Origin of the sequence: Microbacterium sp. PA5, assembly GCF_049860775.1 — a bacterium.
In the GTDB taxonomy this organism is placed as follows: domain Bacteria; phylum Actinomycetota; class Actinomycetes; order Actinomycetales; family Microbacteriaceae; genus Microbacterium.
The window spans coordinates 2,589,804-2,606,169 of sequence record NZ_CP187567.1 but is presented as its reverse complement, the minus strand read 5'-3'; the positions used below and the strand labels follow the sequence as shown (position 1 = coordinate 2,606,169).

Annotated in this window: 18 protein-coding genes; 11 read left to right on the top strand and 7 right to left on the bottom strand. The window is 73.9% G+C overall.

Translation table 11 applies throughout. The annotated features are described in order from the left end of the window. Positions 1-12: 12 nt before the first annotated feature. On the bottom strand, positions 13-1,182 hold the full coding sequence (locus ACPWUT_RS12375; protein ID WP_425838049.1) for an RtcB family protein: 1,170 nt from the start codon (positions 1,180-1,182) through the stop codon (positions 13-15). 305 nt (positions 1,183-1,487) lie between these two features. Here ACPWUT_RS12375 and ACPWUT_RS12370 point away from each other — a divergent pair, with 305 nt between their 5' ends. Continuing rightward, entirely contained in the window at positions 1,488-2,318 is an 831-nt protein-coding gene (locus ACPWUT_RS12370) for an aldo/keto reductase (protein ID WP_425838046.1), read from the top strand. Positions 2,319-2,435: 117 nt separating this feature from the next. Continuing rightward, positions 2,436-2,624, top strand: a complete 189-nt coding sequence (locus ACPWUT_RS12365; protein WP_425838043.1) for a hypothetical protein — start codon at positions 2,436-2,438, stop codon at positions 2,622-2,624. A gap of 103 nt (positions 2,625-2,727) precedes the next feature. Here ACPWUT_RS12365 and ACPWUT_RS12360 read toward each other — a convergent pair whose 3' ends face one another. Genes ACPWUT_RS12360 through ACPWUT_RS12350 form a run of 3 tightly spaced genes read right to left on the bottom strand, consistent with a single transcriptional unit; the run spans position 2,728 to position 4,778 of the window. Then, on the bottom strand, positions 2,728-2,946 hold the full coding sequence (locus ACPWUT_RS12360) for a hypothetical protein (protein ID WP_284528168.1): 219 nt from the start codon (positions 2,944-2,946) through the stop codon (positions 2,728-2,730). 46 nt (positions 2,947-2,992) lie between these two features. Beyond that, positions 2,993-4,027 carry a DNA-3-methyladenine glycosylase family protein gene (locus ACPWUT_RS12355; RefSeq protein WP_425838040.1) on the bottom strand — a complete coding sequence of 345 codons (1,035 nt, stop codon included), beginning with the start codon at positions 4,025-4,027 and terminating at the stop codon, positions 2,993-2,995. 46 nt (positions 4,028-4,073) lie between these two features. Continuing rightward, complete coding sequence (locus tag ACPWUT_RS12350) at positions 4,074-4,778, bottom strand: winged helix-turn-helix domain-containing protein (protein WP_284528170.1); 705 nt, start codon at positions 4,776-4,778, stop codon at positions 4,074-4,076. 426 nt (positions 4,779-5,204) lie between these two features. Here ACPWUT_RS12350 and ACPWUT_RS12345 point away from each other — a divergent pair, with 426 nt between their 5' ends. The 4 genes from ACPWUT_RS12345 to ACPWUT_RS12330 all read left to right on the top strand — a co-directional run bounded on the left by ACPWUT_RS12345 (position 5,205) and on the right by ACPWUT_RS12330 (position 6,866). Then, the gene (locus ACPWUT_RS12345) at positions 5,205-5,783 is read left to right on the top strand and encodes a toxin (RefSeq protein WP_425838036.1); all 579 of its coding nucleotides are present in this window, start codon (positions 5,205-5,207) and stop codon (positions 5,781-5,783) included. Continuing rightward, positions 5,780-6,073, top strand: coding sequence for a GNAT family N-acetyltransferase (locus ACPWUT_RS12340; RefSeq protein WP_284528172.1), 294 nt, complete (start codon positions 5,780-5,782; stop codon positions 6,071-6,073). The genes ACPWUT_RS12345 and ACPWUT_RS12340 overlap by 4 nt, the downstream gene beginning before the upstream one ends. Positions 6,074-6,216: 143 nt before the next feature. After that, positions 6,217-6,492, top strand: a complete 276-nt coding sequence (locus tag ACPWUT_RS12335) for a hypothetical protein (RefSeq protein ID WP_425838032.1) — start codon at positions 6,217-6,219, stop codon at positions 6,490-6,492. Then, positions 6,489-6,866 (top strand): hypothetical protein, encoded by a 378-nt coding sequence (locus ACPWUT_RS12330; protein WP_284528174.1) that lies wholly within the window; start codon positions 6,489-6,491, stop codon positions 6,864-6,866. The genes ACPWUT_RS12335 and ACPWUT_RS12330 overlap by 4 nt, the downstream gene beginning before the upstream one ends. A 19-nt stretch (positions 6,867-6,885) precedes the next feature. Here the strand turns inward: ACPWUT_RS12330 and ACPWUT_RS12325 are convergent, their stop codons facing one another. After that, entirely contained in the window at positions 6,886-7,701 is an 816-nt protein-coding gene (locus ACPWUT_RS12325; protein WP_425838029.1) for an alpha/beta fold hydrolase, read from the bottom strand. Positions 7,702-7,759: 58 nt separating this feature from the next. Here ACPWUT_RS12325 and ACPWUT_RS12320 point away from each other — a divergent pair, with 58 nt between their 5' ends. The 3 genes from ACPWUT_RS12320 (at position 7,760) to ACPWUT_RS12310 (ending at position 12,279) form a co-directional block, all read left to right on the top strand. Beyond that, a complete protein-coding gene (locus ACPWUT_RS12320; RefSeq protein WP_284528176.1) occupies positions 7,760-8,074 on the top strand; it encodes a DUF2277 domain-containing protein in 315 nt (104 codons plus the stop codon). 90 nt (positions 8,075-8,164) lie between these two features. Beyond that, positions 8,165-9,322: an exonuclease SbcCD subunit D gene (locus ACPWUT_RS12315; RefSeq protein WP_425838025.1), complete on the top strand. Its 1,158-nt coding sequence runs from the start codon at positions 8,165-8,167 to the stop codon at positions 9,320-9,322. After that, positions 9,319-12,279, top strand: coding sequence for an AAA family ATPase (locus ACPWUT_RS12310; RefSeq protein WP_425838022.1), 2,961 nt, complete (start codon positions 9,319-9,321; stop codon positions 12,277-12,279). The genes ACPWUT_RS12315 and ACPWUT_RS12310 overlap by 4 nt, the downstream gene beginning before the upstream one ends. 10 nt (positions 12,280-12,289) lie before the next feature. Here the strand turns inward: ACPWUT_RS12310 and ACPWUT_RS12305 are convergent, their stop codons facing one another. Further along, positions 12,290-12,949, bottom strand: coding sequence for a response regulator transcription factor (locus ACPWUT_RS12305; RefSeq protein ID WP_425838019.1), 660 nt, complete (start codon positions 12,947-12,949; stop codon positions 12,290-12,292). Then, positions 12,949-14,475, bottom strand: a complete 1,527-nt coding sequence (locus tag ACPWUT_RS12300; protein ID WP_425838016.1) for a sensor histidine kinase — start codon at positions 14,473-14,475, stop codon at positions 12,949-12,951. The genes ACPWUT_RS12305 and ACPWUT_RS12300 overlap by 1 nt, the downstream gene beginning before the upstream one ends. An 89-nt stretch (positions 14,476-14,564) precedes the next feature. On the opposite strand from ACPWUT_RS12300, the gene ACPWUT_RS12295 reads away from it, so the two are divergent. Both ACPWUT_RS12295 and ACPWUT_RS12290 read left to right on the top strand, forming a co-directional pair. Then, on the top strand, positions 14,565-15,782 hold the full coding sequence (locus ACPWUT_RS12295; protein WP_425838013.1) for a phosphotransferase: 1,218 nt from the start codon (positions 14,565-14,567) through the stop codon (positions 15,780-15,782). Between the two features lie 85 nt (positions 15,783-15,867). Beyond that, positions 15,868-16,335 carry a hypothetical protein gene (locus ACPWUT_RS12290; RefSeq protein ID WP_284530159.1) on the top strand — a complete coding sequence of 156 codons (468 nt, stop codon included), beginning with the start codon at positions 15,868-15,870 and terminating at the stop codon, positions 16,333-16,335. Positions 16,336-16,366 lie beyond the last annotated feature (31 nt).

Here is a 16,366-nt window from a genome sequence, read left to right as displayed (position 1 = left end):
CCGGCCGGAGCCTCAGTCGCCCTTCACGTTCACCAGCTGACGGAGCGTGTGCCGCACCTCCACGAGGTCGGCCGCATCGGCCATCACCCGGTCGATCGGCTTGTACGCCGCCGGGATCTCGTCGATGAACGCGTCGGTGTCGCGGAACTCGATGCCGGCCATCGCCTCCCGCAGCTGGTCGTGCGTGAACGTCCGCCGCGCCGCCGACCGCGAGTACTCCCGCCCGGCGCCGTGCGGCGACGAGTTCAGCGACAGCGGGTTGCCGAGCCCCGACACGACGTACGACGCCGTGCCCATCGACCCCGGGATGAGTCCGGGCCGGCCGAGGTCGGCCTGGATCGCACCCTTCCGGGACACCCACACCTGCTTGCCGAAGTGCTTCTCGCTCTCGGTGAAGTTGTGGTGGCAGTTGATCCGCTCGAGCTCCTGCACGTCCTCGCCCATCGTCTCCGACAGCTGGCGGGCGACCCGGTCCATCATCTCCTCCCGGTTGAGGAGGGCGAAGTGCTGGGCCCACCGCAGCTCCCGGATGTACCGGCGGAACTCCTCGGTGCCCTCGACGAGGTACGCGAGGTCGGGTTCGGGCAGCTCGATCCACCACTGCTTCGCGAGCCGCTGCGCGACGGCGATGTGGTGCGTGGCGATCTTGTTGCCGACACCCCGCGAACCGGAGTGGAGGAACATCCACACGGCGTCCGTCTCGTCGACGGACACCTCGATGAAGTGGTTGCCCGATCCGAGCGAACCGAGCTGGTTGCGCCAGTGCCCGGCGTAGCGGGCGGGATCGAACTCGTTCTTCTCGGCGAGCCCCTCCAGCTCGGCGATCCGCGGCTCGGCCGTTGCGACGATCTTGCGATTGTCGCGCCCTGCCGACAGCGGGATGGCGCGCTCGATCTGCTCCCGCAGCGCCGTGAGGTCGCGGGCGAGCAGCTGCGCCTTCGTGAACTGCGTGCGGACGGCGATCATGCCGCAGCCGATGTCCACGCCGACGGCCGCCGGCATGATGGCGCCGAGGGTCGGGATCACCGACCCCACGGTCGCCCCCTTGCCGAGGTGCGCGTCGGGCATGAGCGCCAGATGCGGATGGATGAACGGCATGCGCGACGAGGTGCGGGCCTGCTCGACGGTCTTCTCGTCGATGAGGCTCGCCCACGACAGCAGCCTGTTCGTGAGCTTCTCCATGGTTCCTTTCCTTCGTGGAGAGGTCCGGGGATGCCCCGTGCGGAGAGGACACACGGAAAACGCCCCGGACCTGTGCGGTGCGGGGCGTGTGACGGTAACGGTGTCAGACGGCGCGCGCCGGAGGGTACGACTCGTAGCGGAAGCTGGGCTGGGCCAGGTTCCGCTGCGGGAGTTCACGCAGATGAGCGTTCACGTCGTCCTCCGATGGGATGCCGTGCCGGTCGGCACAGCCTCGCCACGCTAGCGGAGGCGCCGGCCGGGGTCAAGCGCGGGCCTGCGTCCCGCGCCGGGCGTAGCGTGGGGGCATGGTCACGATTCCCACGGTCACCCTGAACGACGGCACCGCTTTCCCCGAGCTCGGCCTCGGCACGTACAACCTGCGCGGCGCGGAGGGGGTCGAGGCGATGGTGGCGGCCATCGAGAGCGGCTACCGCCTCCTCGACTCGGCGGTCAACTACGAGAACGAGTCGGAGGTGGGGGAGGCCGTGCGCCGCTCCGGCATCCGCGACGAGCTCCTGGTCACCACGAAGGTGCCCGGGCGCGACCACGGCTTCGACGAGACGGTGCGCAGCGCGCAGGGCTCCCTGGAGCGGCTCGGCCTCGACCGCATCGACCTGTATCTGATCCACTGGCCGAACCCGAGCGTCGGGAAGTGGGTCGACACGTTCCGCGCGATGATCGCGCTGCGCGACGAGGGTCGCGTGGGATCGGTGGGGGTCTCGAACTTCACCGAGGAGATGCTGACGCGGCTCATCGACGAGACCGGTGTCGTGCCGGCCGTCAACCAGGTCGAGCTCCACCCGTACTTCCCGCAGGAGGCCCTGCGCGCGTTCCATGCCGAGCACGGCATCCGCACCGAGAGCTGGAGCCCGCTCGCCCGTCGCAGCGAGCTCCTCTCGGAGCAGGTCGTCGCCGAGGTCGCCGCCGCCCACGGAGTCACGCCCACCCAGGCGGTGCTCCGGTGGCACACCCAGCTGGGCGCGACGCCCATCCCCAAGTCGGCCGACCCGGCGCGCCAGATCGAGAATGCGGACGTGTTCGGCTTCACGCTGACCGACGCCGAGGTCTCCGCGATCGGCGGGCTCGAGCGCGGGCGGCTGTGGGACGGCGACCCCGACACTCACGAGGAGATGTGAGCTCCGCCCCTCCGCGCGGTACCCGCTGGCCCTCCGGCGGTCAAGGGGCATGGCGCCCGAGGTGCGCCGGGTTAGCGTGACCGCACGCGGCCACGTCGGCTGCGGAGAGGAGCGATCATGACCAGTGACGCGCACGCGCACGATGCCGCCGATGCCACCGACAGCGACGACACCGAGGTGACCGAGAAGCCCGGCGGGCTGGGCGAGGACGGCACGATCCCGCCCGACCCCGACGGCGTCGCCGCCGGCCACACCGGCGAGGTCTCGACGTTCGAGCCCGAAGAGGACGAGGGCGCCCCGGCCTGACCCGCCGGCGACCCGCTCCACACGACGAGAAGGTGACGCAAGCTGCCACTTCGGAACGGACGTGGCGACAACGAGTGCCACCTGCTCGTCGTGCGAGCGGCGGTCAGAGCTTCGCGCCGTCGTCCCACGGGTCGTCGAGGTCGGGAGTGCGGCCGCGCCAGGACTCGTAGGCCATCAGCCACCCGATCGAGATGATCGCGGCGAGGGCAAGACCGAGCCAGACGCTGCCCAGGACGAGACCGACGACCACGCCGAGCACGAGCAGCGCCACCGTGCCGGCGATCCAGCCGAGCCGGCCCTTCGGCCATCCGCGCGCACTCATGCCGCCAGCCTAGGCGCAGGCCGGACGGGTCGGCACCGGATGGCCGTCAGCGGCCCCGGTGGTCCTCGGGGCTCAGCCGCGGCCCGCGACGCGGCTCGTGGACCCCGCTCAGCCCGATGAGACGGATCACGCGCTGGCGCTGCCCGCGCCACGGCTCGAGGAGTTCGAGCATGCCGTCGTCGTCGACGCGGTGGCCGGTGAGCGCGTAGCCGACCTCGTGGGCGACGTGATAGTCGCCGACGCTCACGGCATCCGGATCGCCGTATGCACGGATGCGCGTCTCGGCACTCGTCCACAGCCCCACGCCGCGCAGGCTCGTGAAGACGCGGTCGCGGGTGTCGCCGTCGAGGGCGGCATCGGCCGCGCGCTCGATGGAGGCCCGTCGCGCGGCGACCGCGGTGACCGTCCGCGCCTGCGGAGGCTCGAGACCGGCGCGGTGCCAGGACCAGCTCGGGATGCGCTGCCAGTCCGCCGGCGGCGCGAACATCGGCTTCGGCGTCGGCCCGGGTGCGCGCTCGCCGTGACGGGTGAGGATGGCCCGCCAGGCGCCGAAGGCCTGGAGGCCGGTGACCTTCTGCTCGAAGATCGCGCTGGCGAGGGCGTCGAAGACGAGGTCGGTGCGGCCCAGGCGGAGCGTCGGATGCCGGCGATGCGTCTCGGCGATGAGCGGGTGGGGGGAGCCGTCGAAGCCGGCGGGGTCGTCGTCGGCGCCGCAGAGCCGGGGCAGCTGATCGAGCGCCCACGCACGGCCGGGGCCCCACGCGGCGGCGCGCACGCCGTGCCGGGTGGCGCGGATCGCCAGCGTCGCGACGCCCTCGGGCGTGCGGCTGGCGCGCCAGATGACGCCGCCGGCGGTGGTCTGGGACGGGTCGTGGGCGCCGCGCTGCTGGAAGGCGACCGCGCGACCGGCGTCGATCGGCGTCGCCGGCCGGAACTCGGTCTCGAGTGGGCGCTCGTGCCAAGCGCGCGCCTGGTCCGCGCGGGGCTCCGGCGCCCTGGGACCCGGCGCCCTGGAACCCTGCGCCGTGGAACCCTGCGCCCTGGAACCCTGCGCGCTGGGCCCGTGCGCGACCGTCGTCATGCCGTCACTGTACGTGACGGCCACCGACATCGCGGCGGGGACGGACTCAGAAGCGGTCGGGCGACGGGGTGCCGTGGCCGTACCGGATCACGACGTCGGCGTGGCGGTCGAAGCGGTAGCCGATGCCCCGCACCGTGCGCACGATGTCCTCGTAGCGGCCGAGCTTGGAGCGGAGCCGTCGCACGTGCACGTCGATCGTGCGCTCGCCGGGAGCCTCCTCGCCGTCGGCGTGGTTCCACAGCGACGCCACGAGCTCGGTGCGCTCGATCGTGCGGCCCTCGCGCAGCACGAGGTACTGCAGCAGCTCGAACTCCTTGAAGGTGAGCGCGGCGGCCTCGCCGTCGATGTGGACGCGACGGCGCGAGATGTCGATCGTCACGCCGCCCGGGACGTGGTCGTCCTCGGGCTGGTCCTGCTTGGTGCGGGCGATCGCGCTCGGCTCGTGGAGCGCGAGGCGCACGACGTCGACGTCGCGGCCGCCGGCTCCGGCCGGCGCGAGGGCCACCGTGGCGTAGGTCTCGGCGTGGGGAGCGAGCTCGGACAGCGTGCGCCGCAGCGCCTCGACCAGCGTCGAGAGCGAGACGCCGTCGGCGGCGGCCTTGACCTCGTCGATGCCGACGTAGAGCGCGAAGCCGCGCGGTGCGGTGCCGGCCGGAACGGGGCGGGCGGCCGGCGGGGCGGCGGGCGCGATGTCCTCGACGGCGCGGAGGTGACGGGCGGCGGGCTGGGTCAGAAGAGCGGTGTTCGACATGGGAGATGTCCTTCGAGAGGAACCCGGGCGATGTGCCTGGAACGGGTTCGGCGTGCTGCGATCGGCCTCGGCGGCCGGTGTGCGAGCGGATCGGCGCCGCATCGTGGGCGGTGGGCCGACGCTCGTGGGGTGGAGCCGCGTCCTGGATGAGACCTGCGATGGCCTGGATCAGACCGGAGAACAGGGCGGAGGCGGAAGCACCCGGCGGGAGTCACCGTGTCGGTGACGACGTCGCGGTGATCAACACATTCGGCAACACATGGCAACGCGCGGCATCATGATGCCGGCAGATCCGTTCGCCTCCCGGGCGGACAGAATGCGTGCGTTGTCAGTCATGGGCTTGATTATGACGAAGCGTGTCCGGATGTGTCAAACCGCCCGGATGTCCTCGCCACAAGATGACGCAATGTGACAGATTGCTCAGTGATGACCGACGACACCCCGACCCGGCTGCGCATCGTGGGCACCTCGGGGTCGGGCAAGTCCCGGCTGGCACGGGCCGTGGCACGCGCGAGGGCTCTTCCGCTGCTGGAGCTCGACGCCGTGTTCTGGGCCGAGGGATGGACCTACCGCGACCTCGAGGAGGCCCGCGCGATCGTGCGGGCGTTCGTCGCCGCCCACCCGGAGGGCTGGGTCGTCGAGGGCAACTGGACCTCACGCCTGGACGGCCTGCTCGACCCGGGGACCCCGGGCGGCGCCGACGCCGTCGTGTGGCTGGACCATCCGCGTGGGCTCGTCATGCGCCGGGTCGTCGGCCGCACGCTGCGCCGGGGCCTGCGGCGAGAGGAGCTCTGGCACGGCAATCGCGAACGGGTCTCGTCGTGGCTGCGGTGGGCGCCCGAGGAGAACATCGTGCGCTGGGCGTGGACCAACCATCCGGTGATGCGTGAGCGCATGGAGGAGCGGCTCGCGGTGGGCATGCCGATCGTGCGCCTGCGCGGGCAGCGGGAGGTCGACGCGTGGCTCGCCGCCCTGTCGGCGGACGGGCGTAGCGTGGAGTCATGACCGAACTCCGCTTCGCGAACGAGACGGATGCGTCGCGCTACACCCTGCACCGCGGCGACGACCTCGTGAGCGTCATCGATTACCGGGACGACGGCACGACCCTCGCCATGACGCGGGTCTACACGGTGCCGACCTATCGAGGGAAGGGATTCGCCGCCGAGGTCGTCGACCGGGCCGTCGCCGAGCTCGAGACCAGGGGCGACCGCGTCGTCCAGCCGGTGTGCTGGTACGCGGCCGACTGGTTCGCGGCGCACCCCGACCGCGCCGCCGTGCTGGCCCGACGAGGCTGACCGCCCTCCTCCGCTACCGCGCCTACCGCCGACCCGGGGAGCCGTCAATCCCCTCGCCGGTGGTCCGCTGCGCGTCGCAGCATGGGATGACCCGGAGCGGATCCTCGCTCGGGAAGCCCACGCGGCAGACACCAGGAGGAGTCATGACCCGAGACGTACCCGACGACATCGTCGACGCCGAGCCGGCCGGCGGCTGGAGCAGCACCGGACCCGTCGACGCCGAGTCCGGCGCCGACGCCCTGGCGGCCGTGCAGGAGGAGGCTCCCGACGAGGAGACGTCGACGACCCCCGCGGCCCCCGCCCCCGACGGCGATCTGCCCGACGGCGACAGCCGGGCCTCGGACCCGTACGTCGAGAGCGCCGAGATCCAGCAGGGCCTCGATCCCGACCTCCTCACCGACGAGCAGGCCGATCGATGAGCGGCACGCGCAACGAGTTCGACGAGCCGGGCGCCAACTACCCCGACTCGGCCAAGGACGCGGACCTCGAGCAGCGCGGCGATGCCGGCGTCGGCGGTGCCGTCGCACACGAGCCCGACGCGCACGAGGACGACGAGGCCCGCGCGGCCGCGGGCGCGCCGGGCGAGGCCACACAGGACGGCCCCGCTCTGGCGCAGAACGCCGCGACCGACATGCAGCGTCTCGGCGGGGTCGTGCAGCAGGTGCGCGCGGACGTCGGCGGCGAGAGCCTCGAGATCGTCGAGAAGTCGCTGCGCCGGCGGCTGTCCGACGTCGGCATCACGGTGGCCGACGACGAGGTCACGGCGCTGGCGCGCGACATCGCAGGCTCCTGATCCCGAGTCGCGACGCCGTTCAGCGGAGGAAGCGGAGGATCTCCTCGGCGGCGGGGCCCGCATCGCGGATGAGCGTCTCGTGCCCGTGGCCCGGGATCTCGACGCCGAGCGCCCCGGGGATCGCGCGGGTGACCTCGTCGCACCACTCCCGCGTCGAGACGCGGTCCCGGCCGCCCCGGACGACCAGGGTGGGAGCGGCGACGCGCGGGTAGGACTCCTCGGGCCGGTGCGTGAGCATCGCCCGCACCTTGCGGCCGAGGTGCGGCCCGGCGCGGACGTACTCGCGCGCGCCCAGCAGCAGCACCTTCGGGCTCTCGTCGAGGAGGTCGACGGCCAGGCGGCCCAGCTGCGCCCCCGCCGTCCGGTGGTGCCGGTCGACGGTCGGCGCCACCAGCACCAGGTGGGAGACGGTGGCGGGATGGCGCACCGCGACCTCGGCGGCGACCTGCGTGCCCATGGAGTGGCCGATGAGCACGACCGGACCGCGGTCGATCTTCCGCAGGTAGGCGCCGATCAGGTCGGCGCTGCGCTCGATGGTCGGCGTGCGCGGGGGCTCGGGCGCCTCGCCGTAGCCGGGCTGGTCGATCGCGATCACGCGCCCGTGAGGATGGAGCCGGCGCGCCAGATCGGCGAACACCTTCCGCCCCATTCCGATGCCGTGCAGCAGCACGAACGTGGCCGCCGCGTCCTCCGCGCCGCGCGCCTCGGCGAGGAGGGTCATGCCGGCCGCCGTGAAGCGCTCGATGTCGCCGTCGTCGGTGGGCACGCCCGTGAGCTCGTCGATCGCGGTGTCGACGGCGTCGGCGATGCTCTCCAGCGGATCCCCGTCACCCATCCCTCGAGCGTATCGGCGGGCACTGTCGCCCGCGTCCGCACCGTCGTACCGTGGGGGCATGTGCCGCAACATCGTTCCGCTCCACAACTTCGAGCCCGCTGCGACCGATGACGAGTGCCGTGACGCCGCGCTGCAGTTCGTGCGCAAGATCAGCGGGATGACCAAGCCCGCCAAGGCGAACCAGGCCGCGTTCGACCGCGCCGTCGACGAGATCGCCCATGCCACCCGGCACCTGCTCGACGATCTCGTCTCTCCGGCGCCCCCGAAGAACCGCGAGGAGGAGGCGGCCAAGCGGCAGGCGCGCTCGGCCGACAGGTACGAGGCGCTGCGGGCCTTCCAGGAGCAGAAGAAGGCGGCGCGCGCGGCGTCGTGACCGGACCGTCCGCCGCGCGGCGGGAGGGCAGTCCGGTGCGCGACGGCGGGCCTCGACCACGATGTCGGGGGTGACTTCTACCGTGGGATCATGCGCATCCTGCACACCTCCGACTGGCACATCGGGCGGACCTTCCACGGTCACTCCACGCTCGATGCGCTGCGCGGCGTGCTCGACGCGCTGATCGCCCAGGTCCGCGAGCACGCGGTCGACGTGGTGGTCGTCGCGGGCGACGTGTTCGACTCCGCCGCCCCGGCCGCCGACTGCTACACCCTGCTGTCCGACACGCTGCGGGGCATCCGCGAGAGCGGCGCCCGCGTCGTCGTCACGAGCGGCAACCACGACTCGGCGGCGCGGCTCGGCTTCCAGGCGGCGCTGCTGCGCGACGGCATTCACGTGCTCACCGACCCGCTGGCCGTCGGCACGCCCATCACGATCGACGACGCGCACGGGCCGGTGCACATCTACGGCATCCCGTTCCTCGAGCCGGCTCTGCTGCGGCACGTCTGGCCCGGCATCCGCACGCAGGAGGCGGCGCTCTCCCACGCCATGGACCTCGTCCGCGCGGACCTGGCCTCCCGGCAGGCGCCGGGAGCGCGGTCGGTGGCCGTCGCGCACTGCTTCGCCGCGGGAGTCGAGCCCACGCCGCTGCTCGAGCGCGACATCCAGCAGGGCGGACTCGACGTCGTCCCCCTCGCCGCCTTCGACGGGGTCGACTACGTCGCGCTCGGCCACATCCACGGCCGCCAGCAGCTCGCCCCGCACATCCGGTACGCGGGGGCGCCCCTGCACTACAGCTTCGGCGAGGGCCACAAGCCGCGCGGCTCGTGGCTCGTCGATCTCGACGCCGACGGGCTGGCCGAGGTCACCTGGGTCGCCCTTCCGATCCCGCGGCGGGTCGTCACGCTCACCGGCCCGCTCGACGAGCTGCTCGCCGACACGCGCTTCGCCGACGACGAGCAGGCCTGGGTCTGCGCGGAGTACACCGACGACCTCCCGCAGCGCGACCCGCTGCGCCGGCTGCAGGCGCGGTTCCCGTTCTGCGCGAAGGTGGTGCACACGCCCGCCCGCACCGCCGAGGCGAGCGCCCGCACCTATGTCGAGCGGGTCCGCTCGGCGCGGAGCGACCGCGAGCTGGTCACCGCCTTCCTGCAGCACGTGCGAGAGGGCGCGGGCCCGACCGAGCGCGAGCAGGAGCTCATCGACGACGTCCTGGCCGAGCGGGTGCGCGTGGAGGCGTCGGCGTGAAGCTGCACCGCCTCGACGTGACGGGCTTCGGACCGTTCCGCGAGCATCAGAGCGTCGACTTCGACGCGTTCGACGGCGACGGGGTCTTCCTCATCTCGGGGCGCACCGGAGCGGGCAAGTCGAGCATCCTCGACGGGGTGAGCTTCGCCCTCTACGGCACCGTGCCGCGCTACGAGGGCGGTGAGCGGCGGTTGCGCTCCGACCACAGCTTCCTCGGCGACCCGACCGAGGTGCGCCTGGAGTTCACCGCGGGCGACCGGCGCCTGCGCGTCACCCGCGCGCCCGAGTACGATCGCCCCGCCAAGCGCGGCGGGGGGATGACGACCGAGCCCCCACGGGCGGAGCTGGAAGAGCTCGTCGGCGACGTCTGGGTCGGGCAGGCGGCAAAGCCGCGAGAGGTCGGCCTGCTGCTCGACGAGATCCTGGGGCTCAACGCCCAGCAGTTCCAGCAGGTGATCCTCCTCGCGCAGAACCGGTTCTCGCGCTTCCTGCTCGCCACCGCCGGCGAGCGTCAGACGCTCCTGCGGACGCTGTTCGGCACGCGGCGCTTCGAGAGCTACCGCGACGAGCTCGAGATGCGCCGTCGGGACGCGCAGAAGGCCGTGGACACGGCGGGCGAGCACGCCCGCACCCTGCTCGAGGTCGCCGAGCAGCTCATCGACCAGCACGCCCTCGGCGGCGACGAGGAGCGCGCCGTCGACCTCACCGGTCGCCGCGCCGAGGCGTCGACCGCGCTCCAGCGCGCCCAGTACCGTCTCGACACCCGAGTGCACGATCGCGCCCGGGCCCAGGCGGCCCTCACCGAGTCCGAGGCGGCCCTGGCCGAGGCGACCGCGCAGGCGGAGCGGCTCGCGCAGCTCGCCGCGGCGAGGGAGGAGCTGACCGCGCGGGAGGCCGAGGCGCCCCGCATCGACGAGGAGAGGGCGCGCCTGGCGCGGGCGCGCGCCGCCGAGGCGCTCCGCGCCCCCGTGGAGGCCGCGCACCGCACCGAGGCGGAGCGGGCGGACGCGGCGAAGGCCGCCGACGAGACCGGGCGGGCATGGAGCGCCGCGGGCGGCCGTGACGACGACGACCTCGCGGCGGTGATCGACGGGCTTACCGGCGACCTGGCGCTGTGGTCGGCCGCCGCGTCGGCCGAGACGGACCTGCACGAGGGGGAGCGCGCACTCGCCGCCGTGGAGCGCGCCGTCGCGGACGGCACGGCGCAGCTGGCCGAGCTCGACGCGCAGCAGGCGCTCGTCCCCGCCGAGAGGGAGCGGATCGACTCCGCCCTCGTGGCCGCCCGGGCCCAGGCCGTGCGCCGGTCCGACCTCGTCGCCGAGAGGGACGCCGTCGCCGACCGGCTCGCCGCCGCGCGCGAGTTCGCGACGCTGTCGCCGCAGGCCGACGAGGCGGAAGCGGCGTACGTCCGGGCCAACGCGGCGTCGGCCGCAGCGACCGCGGCGGTGACGACCCTCCTGCAGCGCCGGCTCGCCGGTCACGCGGGCGAGCTGGCGGCGGGACTCGTCGACGGCGAACCGTGCGCCGTCTGCGGATCGACGTCCCACCCGCGCCCCGCCGACGCGGCGCCGGACCCGGTGACCGACGAGGATCTCGCCGCGGCCGAAGCGCTCCGCGACCGGGAGGCGGAGGCCGAGCGCCGTGCCGGCGCGGTCGCCCGTGAGCTCCGCGACGCGCTGGCCGCCGTCGCCGCACGCGCGGCAGGAGGCGAGCCCGGTGACCTCGCCGCGCGGCTCGAGGAGGCCGAGGCCGAGGTGACGGCCGCCGCCGCGGCGGAGCGCGCAGTGGTGTCGCTCGAGGCGCAGCGCGCCGAACTCGATGAGCTGGCCGCCCTCGCGGCGAAGGAGCGCGAGAGCCTGGCCGCGCGCGTGAGCACCGACACCCAGCGCGTCGCGGCCGAGCGGGCGACCCTGGCCGCCCTCCGCGCCCAGGTCGACGCCGCCCGCGGCGACCACGCCTCGGTCGCCGACCGCATCGCCGCCGGACGCGCCCGCCGCGACCTCGCGCGCGAGCGCCGCCGCACCCTGGAGGAGCTCGCCGAGCGCGACCGGGCCGCCGCTGCGGCCGCCGCCGATCGCGACGCGCGGATCGCGGCGTCCGACTTCGCCGACCTCGGCGCGGTCGCCGCAGCACTGCTCGACTCCGCCGAGCAGGAGGCGATCGACGAGCGCGTCGTCGCGCACGGACAGGCCCTGGGCGCGGTCCGTGCGCGCCTGCTGGAGCTGGAGCTGGCCACCCTCGACGCGCCCGAGGTGGATCTCGACGCCGCCCGCGCGGTACGGGAGGTGGCGGCGTCGTCGCACGCCGCGGCCATCGCCGCCGAGACCGACGCCCGCGCCGCCGCCGACCGGCTGCGCGATCTGCTCCAGCGCGTCGACGACGCGTACGCCGCCGTCGCCGCCGTCGCCGACGACGCCGCGGTCATCACCCGGCTGGCGGACTCGGTCGCCGGCCGCGCCCCCAACACGATGAAGATGGACCTCGAGACCTTCGTCCTCGCCGCCGAGCTGGAGGAGATCGTCGCCGCGGCCAACCTGCGCCTCACCGAGATGTCGTCGGGGCGCTACACCCTGCACCACTCCGACGCGAAGGCGTCGCACGGTCGCGCGTCGGGACTGGGGATCGACGTGCTCGACGCCCACACCGGTCGCCTGCGCTCACCGCAGTCGCTGTCGGGAGGGGAGACCTTCCTCGCATCGCTCGCCCTCGCGCTGGGCCTTGCGGAGGTCGTCACCAACCGGGCCGGCGGCCTGCGGCTCGACACCCTCTTCGTCGACGAGGGATTCGGCTCGCTCGACCCGGAGACCCTCGACCTGGCGATGCGCACGCTCGACGAGCTGCGCGCCGGCGGGCGGACCGTCGGCGTCATCAGCCACGTCGAGGCCATGAAGGAGCAGCTTCCCGCGCAGGTCGTCGTCGAGACGACCCCCGACGGGCCCAGCACGATCCGCCAGTAGCCCGGCGGCCTCAGACCAGGCGGTATCCCGCGCCGCGCACCGTCTCGATGCGGTCGGACCCGAGCTTCTGCCGCAGGTACCCGACGTACACGTCGGCGACGTTGGACCCGGGGTCGAAGTCGTACCCCCACACCCTGCTCAGCAGCTGCTCCCGGCTGAGCACCTGGCCGGCGTTGCGCACGAACTCCTCGGCCAGAGCGAACTCGCGCGACGAGAGCTCGACCCGTCGCCCGTCCAGCCGCGCCTCGCGGGTGCGCACGTCGAGGGTGAGGTCGCGATGCGACAGCGCGGCGAGGCTGCCGGTGTCGTCGTCGCGGCGCATGCGCAGGCGGATGCGGGCCAGCAGCTCGTCGAAGCGGAACGGCTTGCCGAGGTAGTCGTCGGCGCCTCCCTCGAGACCGGCGACCGTGTCATGGAGCTCGACGCGTGCGGTGAGCATGATCACCGGCATCCGCGATCCGCCGCCGCGCAGATGCTCGAGGACCGCGAAGCCGTCCATGCCGGGGAGGTTCACGTCGAGGACCATGAGGTCGAACTCGTCGGACTGCGCGAGCTCCAGCGCGAGCGGTCCGGTGGCCGCCACCCGGGTGGCGAAGCCCGCCGAGCGCAGCCCCTTCTCGATGAAGCCCGAGATCCGCGCCTCGTCCTCGGCGATGAGGATGGATGCCATCAGGCGCCTCCGCCCGTCGTCGTCAGCGTGGTCGGTCGCGGCTCGGGCAGGGGCGGCAGCGGGGGCCGCGGCGGGATGACGAGGTCATCGGGCTGCGGGGTCTCGGCGAGCGGCAGCGAGATCACGAACAGCGCCCCACCGCCCGGGGCGTCGTCGACGCGGACCGAGCCGCCGTGCGCACGGGCGATGACCTGCACGATGTTCAGCCCCAGCCCGCTGCCGGCGTGCGCCGTGCTGCCGCGGTGGAACCTGTCGAAGACGACCGCCTTATCGGCGTCGGGCACCCCGGGGCCGTGGTCGCGCACCCACAGCTCGAGGGTGTCGTCCACCACGCGGCTGCCGATCTCGATGCGCCCGCGGCCGTGGGTGACGCCGTTCTGCGAGAGCTGCAGCATCGCCTGGGTGATCCGGCCAGGATCCACCCGCGCGACGACGTCGGCGATGGGGCCGGCGTCGACCTCGGCTCCTTCGATGCCCTGCGCCTTGCGCACGATCTGCTGCACGAGCTCGCCCGCGTCGACCCGCGCGGTCGTCACGGGGGAGGGCCCGTGGAGCGCGGCTGCGGCGGACAGGTCCTGCACGAGGCGGTCCATCCGCTCGAGCTCGTCGATCGCGAGCGCCTGCGTCTCGCGCACGTCGTCGGGGTCGTCGGCGTCCATCACCTCGAGGTTGCCGCGCACGATGGTGATCGGGGTCTTCAGCTCGTGGCCCACGTCGCTGAGCAGCTGCCGCTGCGAGTCGAGCGCGCCGTCGAGACGGTCCAGCATGTCGTTCATCGTGCTGGCGAGCTCCGACACGTCGTCGCGCCCCTGCACCGGGAGGCGCTCGCCGAGGGACTGGGCCGAGACCCGCTCGGCGGTCTCGCGCATGCGCCGCAGCGGTCGCAGCAGGCGGGTGGAGACGATCGTCGCGACCACGGCGATGACGAGGAGCGCGATCCCCGCCGCCACGAGATAGGCCTGCGCGGTGCCGTTGATCTCACCGAGCTCGGCGGAGACGTCGTAGGCCATCGTGAAGATGACCTCTGCTCCGGTCGCGGCGTCTCCGCCCACCACCGCGATGGGGGCCGCGAGGTAGCGCCAGACGACGCCCTCCTCGGCGTACGTGCCGATCACGGGGTCGGCGCCGGTGACCTCGGATGAGACGTGGGCGACGAAGCCCGGAGCGCTGGTGAGATCGAGATCGAGGTCGACGCCCGAGCGCAGCACCGCCCGGCCGTCGACGATGCCGAGCGCTCCCGTGTTGTCGTCGGGGCTCATGCGCTGCACGACCGCGCGCAGCGCCTCGTCGGCGGAGGGCCACGTGCCGGTGTCGTCGGGACCTTCACCCACGATGAACCGGGCCGAGTCGAGGTTGTCCTGCAGCCGGTCCTCGATGGCCTCCAGCGACACGGCCCGCTCGACGAGGTACACCGTCGCGCCCACCGAGATGAGCCCGATCGCCGCGACGAGCGTGATGACCGCCACGATGCGGGTGCGCACCGACATGCGCAGGCGCCGATCGGGTGCGGGGGGCGGAGTGCTCACGCCTCCAGTATCGCGAGCGCGCGGGGCACCCGTGCGACCCTAAGAGATGTCTCATCCCGTTCTTCCCGCTCCCGTGCTGGAATCGGGGGATGGATGCCACGGCCGCCGCACCCGTCCCGGCGACCGCCGGTGACGAGGCGACCCTGCTGGCGGAGGCGCTGGATGTGCCCGTCTCGGCCGTCCGGGTCTTCTCCCGTGAGCCTCTCGGCGCGGGGTCGGTGACGGGGGCGACCCTCACCCCCGAGGCCGCCTCCGCGCAGGGGCTGCCCGCCGACAGCGTCGCGTATCTCGACACCTCGCTGCTGCCGGTGGTGCGCGAGACCGGTCTCGCGCTCGACGGCGTGGCCCGCGTCTGGCTGCACCCCGCCGACCCGCACCTTCCCGCGCTGGCGCCCGCGGCGTTCGGCGACGCCGCCGCGGTGCTCCTGTCGCGCCTCGGGATCGCCGCGACCGCGACGCCCGAGCTCGTCGGGTACCGGCCCGGCCGACGTGCGGTGCTCCGCGTGCCGACGGAGGGCGGGTCGTCCTGGGTGAAGGTCGTCCGGCCCAGCCGGATCGAGCGCGTCGTCACCGCCCACGACGCCCTGCGGGCCGGCGGGCTCCCCGTTCCGGCGGTGCGGGGCTGGTCCCCGGAGGGACTGCTCGTGCTCGACGCCGCCACGGGCGCACCGGCGACCGAGGCCACGTGGCATCCCGTGCACCTCCTCGACGCCGTCGACGACCTGCGCCGCCGACTGGCGCGCATCCCCCTCGCCTGGCCGGCGCGCACCTCGCTCGCCCAGCGCCTGCCCTGGTACCTGTGCCGGCTGGAGCTTCTCCTGCCCGACGCGGAGCGGCTGCGCGGGATCGGCGCGCGCATCGCGCAGTCCCTCGCCTCGGCCCCGACCCCGCCGGCGACGATCCACGGCGACCTCCACATCGGGCAGCTCTTCCTCGTGGACGGCGCCGTGAGCGGTCTCATCGACGTCGACACCGCGGGCCGCGGCGAGCCCGGCGAGGACGCGGCCGCCTTCCTCGGGCACGCGGTCGCGAGCGCGCTGCTGACGGAGCGTCGCGGCGGCCCGGGCGGCCAGGACGGCCCCGGCGACGGTTCAGCGGTGGTCCGCGCGCTCGCCGGGCTCGCCTTCGAGCGCTGGGGCGCCGACGCGCGGACGCGGGCGCTCACCGCCGTGCATCTGCTCGGTCACGCCCTCGGCGCCGCGTCGGCCGGGGACCCCGGGCGTGCGGCGCAGCTGCTCGACGGGGCCGAGCGGGCGGCGGCTCCCGACCATAAGAGCCCTCTCATGCCCGGCTTCGAGGCGCCTTAGCGGCGGGCGACACAGTGGATGTCATGCGATCAGGCGATCGCATTCCCCCGGCACCGGGTCGAGGGACACCAGAGGAGGACTCGATATGAAGAAGAAGTGGATCGCCTACGGTGTGACCGGTGCGGTCGGACTCGGCCTGGTGGCCGGCGGCGCGACGGCGATGGCCTCGGCGATGGACCTGCGCACGACGGACGGCACCGTCGTACCCGGCGGCGCGATCACCGGCAAGAACGGCTCGGTCCTCGACCGCGCCGCGGTGACGCTGAGCGTCAGCGACACGTCGGTGACGGTCGTCTCGGCCGCGACCCCCACCGCGGTCACCCCCGCGACCCCCGCCACGGCGCCGACCGCGCCGAGCCCCACCACGTCGCCGTCGCCGGTCACCTCGCCCTCGCCGGTGACCCCTGCCTCGCCCGTCACTCCGGCCTCGCCCGCCACGCCCGCCTCGCCGGTGACCCCGGCCTCGCCGGTGTCGGTGGCCTCGCCCGTGACGCCCGCGTCGCCGGTGACCCCCGCCTCGCCGGCCTCGGTGGCCTCGGCGCCGTCGAACTGACCCCCCGCAGAGCACGATGCCCCCGGAGCGA

What these genes read in the sequence shown, in the direction of transcription:
- ACPWUT_RS12375 (WP_425838049.1), bottom strand. Translation starts at nt 1,182, where the DNA reads ATGGAGAAGCTCACGAACAGGCTGCTGTCGTGGGCGAGCCTCATCGAC.
- ACPWUT_RS12370 (WP_425838046.1), top strand. Translation starts at nt 1,488, where the DNA reads ATGGTCACGATTCCCACGGTCACCCTGAACGACGGCACCGCTTTCCCC.
- ACPWUT_RS12365 (WP_425838043.1), top strand. Translation starts at nt 2,436, where the DNA reads ATGACCAGTGACGCGCACGCGCACGATGCCGCCGATGCCACCGACAGC.
- ACPWUT_RS12360 (WP_284528168.1), bottom strand. Translation starts at nt 2,946, where the DNA reads ATGAGTGCGCGCGGATGGCCGAAGGGCCGGCTCGGCTGGATCGCCGGC.
- ACPWUT_RS12355 (WP_425838040.1), bottom strand. Translation starts at nt 4,027, where the DNA reads ATGACGACGGTCGCGCACGGGCCCAGCGCGCAGGGTTCCAGGGCGCAG.
- ACPWUT_RS12350 (WP_284528170.1), bottom strand. Translation starts at nt 4,778, where the DNA reads ATGTCGAACACCGCTCTTCTGACCCAGCCCGCCGCCCGTCACCTCCGC.
- ACPWUT_RS12345 (WP_425838036.1), top strand. Translation starts at nt 5,205, where the DNA reads ATGACCGACGACACCCCGACCCGGCTGCGCATCGTGGGCACCTCGGGG.
- ACPWUT_RS12340 (WP_284528172.1), top strand. Translation starts at nt 5,780, where the DNA reads ATGACCGAACTCCGCTTCGCGAACGAGACGGATGCGTCGCGCTACACC.
- ACPWUT_RS12335 (WP_425838032.1), top strand. Translation starts at nt 6,217, where the DNA reads ATGACCCGAGACGTACCCGACGACATCGTCGACGCCGAGCCGGCCGGC.
- ACPWUT_RS12330 (WP_284528174.1), top strand. Translation starts at nt 6,489, where the DNA reads ATGAGCGGCACGCGCAACGAGTTCGACGAGCCGGGCGCCAACTACCCC.
- ACPWUT_RS12325 (WP_425838029.1), bottom strand. Translation starts at nt 7,701, where the DNA reads ATGGGTGACGGGGATCCGCTGGAGAGCATCGCCGACGCCGTCGACACC.
- ACPWUT_RS12320 (WP_284528176.1), top strand. Translation starts at nt 7,760, where the DNA reads ATGTGCCGCAACATCGTTCCGCTCCACAACTTCGAGCCCGCTGCGACC.
- ACPWUT_RS12315 (WP_425838025.1), top strand. Translation starts at nt 8,165, where the DNA reads ATGCGCATCCTGCACACCTCCGACTGGCACATCGGGCGGACCTTCCAC.
- ACPWUT_RS12305 (WP_425838019.1), bottom strand. Translation starts at nt 12,949, where the DNA reads ATGGCATCCATCCTCATCGCCGAGGACGAGGCGCGGATCTCGGGCTTC.
- ACPWUT_RS12295 (WP_425838013.1), top strand. Translation starts at nt 14,565, where the DNA reads ATGGATGCCACGGCCGCCGCACCCGTCCCGGCGACCGCCGGTGACGAG.
- ACPWUT_RS12290 (WP_284530159.1), top strand. Translation starts at nt 15,868, where the DNA reads ATGAAGAAGAAGTGGATCGCCTACGGTGTGACCGGTGCGGTCGGACTC.